This is a genomic window from Sporomusa sp., from assembly GCF_035561255.1.
In the GTDB taxonomy this organism is placed as follows: domain Bacteria; phylum Bacillota; class Negativicutes; order Sporomusales; family Sporomusaceae; genus Sporomusa.
In genome coordinates this window covers 1-7,260 of sequence record NZ_DATMXX010000434.1, presented here as the reverse complement: position 1 = coordinate 7,260, position 7,260 = coordinate 1, and the positions used below count along the sequence as shown (strand labels likewise).

The window sequence follows — 7,260 nt, the reverse complement described above, 5'->3', positions numbered from 1 at the left end:
TCCTGCAAGCAGAATAATTAATATAGTATTCTCTGCAAAAATTAAAAATACACATAAAATTACTATTATGGACAAGTTACTAGCAGGTAAAAGATTCCTAAGATAGAAGTAGTATCTATCTGAAATTGTCTATTTTTGTCCGTTATTGAAAAAAGAAAGAAGGGCTGGCAATGTCTGAAAAAAAGGGTATTTTACTGGAAACTGGCACAAACGAATTTGAGATAGTTGAATTTTCAATAGGCCCAGTCAGTTATGGCATTAATGTAGCCAAAGTTAGAGAAGTTATTAACCCCTTACCTGTCACCAAAATGCCGAACGTCCATCCGTGGGTCGATGGTATCTTCACTCTGCGCGGACGGGTTATGCCGCTGATCAATCTCCCCCGTTGCCTGGGCAGCCAATCAACAACAACCTCGCCAAAAATTATTGTAAGTGAGCTTAATAACTACTATGTTGCTTTTCTTGTTGATGAGGTTTCCCGAATTCACCGTATATCGTGGACAGCTATGGAACCGCCGCCCCATATCGCCAACTCAGATATGGTTGTCGGTATCATAAAAATGACTGATAAGATGGTCGTCCTCCTTGATTTTGAAAAAATAGTAGCTGACGTCAATCCAGAAATGAATCAGAAATTCAATGAAATCGCGGAAAAGTCAGCCGATGTAACCGATATTCGTCAGAATAAGACAATTCTAGTCGCTGAAGATTCCAAGATGCTTCGTGATTTATTATTAGGTACCCTCCACAAGGCAGGCTATGCCAATGTTATCCTGACAGAGAATGGCCTGGACGCCTGGGAAAAGATTGAACAATTAGCCGCCGGCGGCGTACCAATTGAGAGCAAAATCCAGCTTGTAATTACCGATATTGAGATGCCACAAATGGATGGTCATCATCTCACTAAACGAATCAAAGAACATGATAAGCTTAACCATTTACCTGTTGTTATCTTCTCATCACTCATTAATGAGGAAATGCGCCTTAAGGGACAATCCATTGGTGCTAACGGACAGGTCTCAAAACCGGAAATCACTCAGCTAATCGATCTTGTTGATAAATTTATTCTCTAAAAAAACACAACCGACGCCATGGCTTTAGCAAAACGTAAGCCAATCCTTGTCTCTATTCGAGGTGCTTCGACGTTCGAAGAATATAAAAAATCGACCACCCTGCAGGGTAGTCGATTTTTTTATATTCTTTTATTTCATTACCAAATCCCACAATTGCTTGCCAATTAACAGACTGGTCATACCAATAAACAACGGCCGTACATAGGCTGTACCGCTCTTAATAGCAACACGCGAGCCGACAAGTGCACCGGCGATCATTGCCCCCCCCATGATAAACCCGTAGTGAAAGTTCACTGAATCAAGATAGATAAAGGTAATCGCTGCGGCAATATTACTGGCGAAATTCATCACTTTAGCATTGCCTGCGGCGACAACGAAATCAAATCCTAACATCAAAAATGAAAAAATGAAAAATGAACCCGCCCCGGGACCAAAGAATCCATCATAAAAACCAATACCAAATACGGCGAGTGCTATGATCAGCTTAGTTTTAGAGGTAAGCCCCTGATAGGTTGACTCTGAACCCCAGTCTTTTTTTAACACAGTATAAATAGCTACTACAATTAATAGCACAACAACCAGCGGTTTTAAAAACTCCGGTGGTATATGTCGAACTGTATATGCCCCCAGGACCGAACCGCCAAAAGACAACGGAAACAACCAGGCTGCCAGCCGGCAATCAACCTTCCCTGATCGCAAAAAAGACAGGGTACTTGTCATTGAACACAGTGAACTAGCCAGTTTATTAGTACCTAACACCACACTAGGAGGAAGACCGGTAAACATAAGTGCAGGCAAAGAGATTAACCCGCCGCCACCTACTACAGAATCAATAAATGCAGCAACAAACCCGGCAATAAGTAAAAATAAAATAATTTCAGGGCTAATGGAATCCAAAATAACATCTCCTATTGTGTTAAGAATGCAACGATATTATCATAAACCTTGCACTATTTATAAATCAAGTCTTTTTTCACTTTCTCATATTGTCAATAAATTCGCATCAGTGTACAATATTTAGTGAAAGTGAGGTGCCTATATGATCTGTGAACACAACTATTATAGTATTATCCTCAAAGGATGCTCCCGGCGGGAAAACCTGCGGCGCCATCTGGAAACTGTCTTATTACGCGGAAGATTAGCTATAAAAATGGCGATTGACCAGATGCCTTCTGTTATTATATACAAGGGTAAAGTAAACGGTATGCTAGATGTTCTGCAAGTATTTACAGCAGAAAAAGCAGCAATAACGATTACCACAGACGGCATACCTATTTCATTGCCACTAGAAAAGATTTATCCTCATTTTTCAAAATTAAGCGAAAAATTACAATCATTATTAACTGATGTCCCCAATAATCTCTGGTTAGGTGAAACAATACATACAATTGTCCCGGCAAACTTTTTAGATGAAGACGGGGCATTAGTTATATCCAGTCACTCGGTCTATTTTATTGATAAGCCAGACGGCGATAAAGACTGTCGCTGGCTTATCATTCCCTACACTCAAATGACAGGCTCTCCTGCCACTCCCCGGGAAGGCAGCCTGTCCATAGACTACAGTGACCCGAATGGCTGCCAAACCACACTCTTCACAATGCCTGTAGAATCCCTGCAGGCATGTAAAGCTTCCATACATAAAGCCAAAGCAGCCAAACGCTATTTGATAAAGCTGAAGACAAGCTGCAATGGCTGCGGTTATATGTCAGAGGATTTTTCTGATGATGCTCCACGAGAAGACCTTTGCCATTGTGGACAGCTATATGAACGCACAATTATTGCCTAAAAAGTACGGTGCCGACAACATAAATTTCGGCACCGTACTTTTCTATTATCCAATCATTTTGATTCGGTTTTGCAAATAATTATTTTTATTTAGTACATTTGAATAAAGGTAGATACAGATAAACAAAGCCGGGAACTTAATCCCGGCTTTGTTTTTTATCTTTTTAAAGCAATAACCACTTTGCGATATGGCTCATCGCCTTCGCTATATGTCATAATTCGATTGTCACTTTGGAGTGCCATATGGATAATCTTGCGTTCCTGCGGGCTCATAGGTTCAAGAACCACCCGCTCTCCCCGGCGTTTAACCTTATCTGCCAGACGCATGGCCAGGCGGGAAAGCGTTTCTGCCCTGCGTTTGCGGTAGTCTTCAACATCAATAACAATGCGACTACGCTCGTCGGCATCACGATTTGCGGCAAGGTTGGTAAGATATTGCAAAGCATCAAGCGTTTGACCATGTTTACCAATAAGTATACCTAAATCTTCGCCCCGCAGATTAATGACCACATGATCATCATTAGTCACTTTTTCCATACTGACATTAACCTTCATCGCTTTAAACACTGACTTTAGGAACTGCGTTGCCTCGTCTACCGGGTCAATGGGGCGGATAGCCACTCTTACTTTGGCAAGCTTAGAACCGATAAAACCAAACAATCCTTTGCTGGGTACCTCCAGCACCTCATGGTCAACCCGGTCACGGCTTACCCCTAGTTCGGCTAGAGCCAATTCAATGGCTTCCTCAATTGTTTTACCAGTCTTTTCTGAAAATGTAAGCTTACCATTCATAAGTTAGCGTGCCTCCTCGCGAGTAACCGACGCATTATTACGATACATAAACCATTGCTGACCAATCTGGAACGCATTGCTCACTACCCAGTAGAGCACTAAACCTGCTGGAAAAGTTAAGCTAATATAACCAATAAATATAGGCATGAATATCAGCATCATCTTATTTTGCTGAGTCATCTCTGTAGTTGTCTGCTTTTGCTGAATATATGTAGTGAGTGCCGACAATACAGGCAATACATAGGTAGGATCAGGCTGAGCCAAATCTGTCAACCATAAGAAACTTGGTGGCAACTGGGCATATTGATAATCTCTAATAGCGAAGAAAATCGCAATTAAAAACGGCATTTGCACTAGCAGTGGCAAACAACCGGCCAAAGGATTGACCCCTGCATCTTTATATAGGTTAGCCAGTTCTTTATTCAACTTTTCCGGGTTGCCTTTATATTTTTCCTGCAATTCCTTCATTTTGGGCTGAATGTCCTGCATCGCCTTCATTGACTTTACCTGTTTGACAGTCAGTGGATACAACAGCGCCTTAATGGCGATGGTTAGTAGAATAATAGCTATACCATAATTGGCAAAGCCGATACTGGCTGTCATATTATAAAAGAAAGTCAATGCACTCTGCATAATATTGCTTAAAAAATCCAAAAAATTTCCCTCCTGCAAATAATTGGCTGTTTATTTAAACAGGATCATACCCGCCAGGGTTAAAAGGATGGCAGCGCAAAATACGCCGGATAGCCATCATCGAACCGCGGGCAACCCCATACCTTTCGATAGCCGTTAGCGCATACTCAGAGCATGTAGGCACAAACCGGCAGCTAGGCGGTTTTAACGGCGACAGAAATAGCCGGTAAAACTTAATAGCGCCGATAATAAAGATTGTAATGATTTTTTTCATGATTTTTCCGCCATTAGTTTAGCTTTAGAACATAACTCCAGAAAGGCCTTCGTTACCTGAGCCAGTCCCGCCTTAACCAACGGCTGGCGAGCAACAAGCACGAGATCGACACCATTGATAATCTCACTCTGATGGAATCGATATGCTTCCCGCAGTAAGCGTTTCATACGGTTGCGCACAACAGCTGGCCCTAGCCTTTTGCCGGCGGCAAAACCAATTCGGCGTTTAGCAGAACGATTAGGCAAAACATATAGTACCACATATTTATTGGCATATGACTTGCCTGACCGGTATACTGCCTGAAAACTCTTATTTTGACAAAGCCTGCCGCATTTAGGCAGGGTAAACCTTTTGACCATTGTAATCATCCGGTTTCTATAATTATTTTTTGGAGATGCTTATAATTTTGATGAGATCTTTACAAGCATCCCCATCTGATGGAAAAAATAGGCCACGAAAGCGGCCTACTTATGCTGACAATTTTTTTCTGCCTCTAGCGCGTCTTCTTTTAATTACGAGTCGGCCACCTTGTGAGGACATACGCTCACGAAAACCATGAGTCCTTTTTTTCCATAGCGTATTAGGTTGGTAAGTACGTTTCATCTCTAAACACCTCCTTATATAGAGCGGAGAAAAAATAATACACTGAAATCCACAAAATTTCACTAGCTTAGATTATAGACTAGCGCAAGGCAACATGTCAAGAATATTGACGACGACAAATTAAGTGTTCTGTGGATAAAATTCAACTTTTTAGGTCACAGTTGAAAATATCTTGTTGATAACTGTCACATGATTTGTTAATATAAATTATGCAGTTATCAACATCTCCTTGGGATAACATTGATTTATATACATTTTTCATGACTTATCCACAAAAAACACTACTTATTCACAGACTTGTCCACAAAGGTTCATAACTTGATAATACACGGTTGCGGGATTATTATGTCCCGCCGTTGTATTTTTTTTTCGCCCTAAACGCTGATTGAATAAAACTTATGCACAGTTGTTGATATCTTTGTGGATAACTTATGTTAATTATCAGTACATTTTGTGGAAAACTTAGTAGGGAAAGGACTGATTAGCTAAAATGAGCGCGGATACCGCTTATATGGCAAGCATTTGGCAACAGGCCCTGGTACATATGAAAAAAGCATTTATCAAGCCGCTTTTTGAAACATGGATCAAATCGACAATGCCCTTATCAATTAACGACAATGTTATTGAGATTGGCACTCCTAAACAATTTGTCAAGGAGTGGCTTGAAAGCCGCTACCTGCCTGTTATTAAGGCTGCCTTAAAAGCTGCCGCTAATAAAGATTTTGAAATAGTTCTAATTAATATGGATATCGAAATGGAAGGCGTCGAAGAAAGTCCCTTACTGACAGCAGTGGAGGAAGAGGAACCTGAAACTAATCACAAGCCTTCTCCTGAACAAAGACCAGCTCACCATGACGCTCATACTGATATTAATCACAATGATTTTCTCAGATACCTTGATGATATCAGCGATATCCCTGAAGCGGCAGCAACAATTTTACCAACACCGGTAATACCGCCGGTCACCCCTCCCCCTCCCCAGTCAAATAACCTGCAGGAAAAACGACCTACACGCAACCAACAGCTTTACAATCTACCACCTGCAGATGAATTTATCCTAAACCCCAAATATGTGTTTTCCACCTTTGTTATTGGTAATTCTAACAGATTAGCCCATGCCGCCTCACTAGCCGTTTCAGAAGCACCGGCTCAAGTCTATAACCCATTCTTTATTTATGGCGGTGTAGGACTCGGTAAAACCCATCTCATGCATGCTATTGGTCATCGTATTAAAGAAAATAACCCCAATATGAAGGTTGTCTATATATCAAGTGAAAAATTTACTAATGAGCTTATAAATTCGATCATCAGCGGTAATCCGGAAAACTTTCGCCAACGGTACCGGAATATTGATGTTCTTCTCGTTGATGACATTCAGTTTTTATCGAAAAAAGAACATACTCAGGAAGAATTTTTCCACACCTTTAACACTTTACATGAGGCGAATAAACAAATTATCATCTCCAGTGACCGTCCCCCGCGTGAAATTCAAACCCTTGAAGACAGACTGCGCTCCCGTTTTGAATGGGGATTGATCACAGATATTCAAACCCCTGATCTAGAGACAAGGATTGCCGTACTCCGAAAAAAAGCCATGATGGAGAGCCTTAATGTCCCTAATGAAGTCGTTGTCTATATAGCCAGCAGAATCGAAAACAACATCAGGGAGCTTGAAGGCGCACTAATCAGGGTTATTGCCTATGCTTCGCTCAATAATCAGCCAATTGATATTGATCTGGCTACTGAAGCCCTCAAAGACATCTTTCCAAATGGCCGCCCCAAACAGGTTACCACAGATCTTATCCAGGATATTGTGGCAAGCCATTTTAAACTGAAATTAGAAGATATGTATGCCAAAAAGCGTACCCGCAATGTGGCTTATCCCCGGCAAATTGCGATGTATCTCTGCCGCGAATTAACCGAAACATCATTACCTAAGATTGGTGAAATATTTGGTGGTCGCGATCATACCACAGTTATACACGCTCATGACAAAATAAGCCGCGAAAAAAATATGGATGCTAAACTTAACAATACACTAAAAGATCTAATTAAACGTATTGAATCCTAGTGCATAACCTGTGTATAACTACAAGTTTA

The 7,260-nt window shown here is 41.1% G+C and carries 9 protein-coding genes; 3 read left to right on the top strand and 6 right to left on the bottom strand.

What is annotated here, in order from left to right:
* Positions 1-170 precede the first annotated feature (170 nt).
* Positions 171-1,073 (top strand): chemotaxis protein, encoded by a 903-nt coding sequence (locus VN379_RS25040; RefSeq protein ID WP_325538857.1) that lies wholly within the window; start codon positions 171-173, stop codon positions 1,071-1,073.
* Positions 1,074-1,202: 129 nt separating this feature from the next.
* Here the strand turns inward: VN379_RS25040 and VN379_RS25035 are convergent, their stop codons facing one another.
* Complete coding sequence (locus VN379_RS25035; protein WP_325538856.1) at positions 1,203-1,970, bottom strand: sulfite exporter TauE/SafE family protein; 768 nt, start codon at positions 1,968-1,970, stop codon at positions 1,203-1,205.
* Positions 1,971-2,112: 142 nt separating this feature from the next.
* Between VN379_RS25035 and VN379_RS25030 the strand changes: the two genes are divergently transcribed.
* Complete coding sequence (locus VN379_RS25030; protein ID WP_325538855.1) at positions 2,113-2,859, top strand: hypothetical protein; 747 nt, start codon at positions 2,113-2,115, stop codon at positions 2,857-2,859.
* Between the two features lie 155 nt (positions 2,860-3,014).
* Here the strand turns inward: VN379_RS25030 and jag are convergent, their stop codons facing one another.
* The 5 genes from jag to rpmH all read right to left on the bottom strand — a co-directional run bounded on the left by jag (position 3,015) and on the right by rpmH (position 5,160).
* A complete protein-coding gene (jag, locus tag VN379_RS25025) occupies positions 3,015-3,650 on the bottom strand; it encodes an RNA-binding cell elongation regulator Jag/EloR (RefSeq protein WP_325538854.1) in 636 nt (211 codons plus the stop codon).
* Positions 3,651-3,653: 3 nt separating this feature from the next.
* Complete coding sequence (locus VN379_RS25020) at positions 3,654-4,283, bottom strand: YidC/Oxa1 family membrane protein insertase (RefSeq protein ID WP_325538858.1); 630 nt, start codon at positions 4,281-4,283, stop codon at positions 3,654-3,656.
* Between the two features lie 55 nt (positions 4,284-4,338).
* Entirely contained in the window at positions 4,339-4,557 is a 219-nt protein-coding gene (gene yidD, locus VN379_RS25015) for a membrane protein insertion efficiency factor YidD (RefSeq protein WP_325538853.1), read from the bottom strand.
* Positions 4,554-4,916: a ribonuclease P protein component gene (rnpA, locus tag VN379_RS25010; RefSeq protein WP_325538852.1), complete on the bottom strand. Its 363-nt coding sequence runs from the start codon at positions 4,914-4,916 to the stop codon at positions 4,554-4,556. The genes yidD and rnpA overlap by 4 nt, the downstream gene beginning before the upstream one ends.
* Before the next feature lie 109 nt (positions 4,917-5,025).
* The gene (gene rpmH / locus VN379_RS25005; RefSeq protein WP_144352409.1) at positions 5,026-5,160 is read right to left on the bottom strand and encodes a 50S ribosomal protein L34; all 135 of its coding nucleotides are present in this window, start codon (positions 5,158-5,160) and stop codon (positions 5,026-5,028) included.
* A gap of 511 nt (positions 5,161-5,671) precedes the next feature.
* Here rpmH and dnaA point away from each other — a divergent pair.
* Complete coding sequence (gene dnaA / locus VN379_RS25000; RefSeq protein ID WP_325538851.1) at positions 5,672-7,231, top strand: chromosomal replication initiator protein DnaA; 1,560 nt, start codon at positions 5,672-5,674, stop codon at positions 7,229-7,231.
* Positions 7,232-7,260: the final 29 nt, after the last annotated feature.

Bases quoted from the DNA above. Each gene is read 5' to 3' on its own strand.
- VN379_RS25040 (WP_325538857.1), top strand. From the start codon at position 171: ATGTCTGAAAAAAAGGGTATTTTACTGGAAACTGGCACAAACGAATTT.
- VN379_RS25030 (WP_325538855.1), top strand. From the start codon at position 2,113: ATGATCTGTGAACACAACTATTATAGTATTATCCTCAAAGGATGCTCC.
- jag (WP_325538854.1), bottom strand. From the start codon at position 3,650: ATGAATGGTAAGCTTACATTTTCAGAAAAGACTGGTAAAACAATTGAG.
- VN379_RS25020 (WP_325538858.1), bottom strand. From the start codon at position 4,283: ATGCAGAGTGCATTGACTTTCTTTTATAATATGACAGCCAGTATCGGC.
- yidD (WP_325538853.1), bottom strand. From the start codon at position 4,557: ATGAAAAAAATCATTACAATCTTTATTATCGGCGCTATTAAGTTTTAC.
- rnpA (WP_325538852.1), bottom strand. From the start codon at position 4,916: ATGGTCAAAAGGTTTACCCTGCCTAAATGCGGCAGGCTTTGTCAAAAT.
- rpmH (WP_144352409.1), bottom strand. From the start codon at position 5,160: ATGAAACGTACTTACCAACCTAATACGCTATGGAAAAAAAGGACTCAT.
- dnaA (WP_325538851.1), top strand. From the start codon at position 5,672: ATGGCAAGCATTTGGCAACAGGCCCTGGTACATATGAAAAAAGCATTT.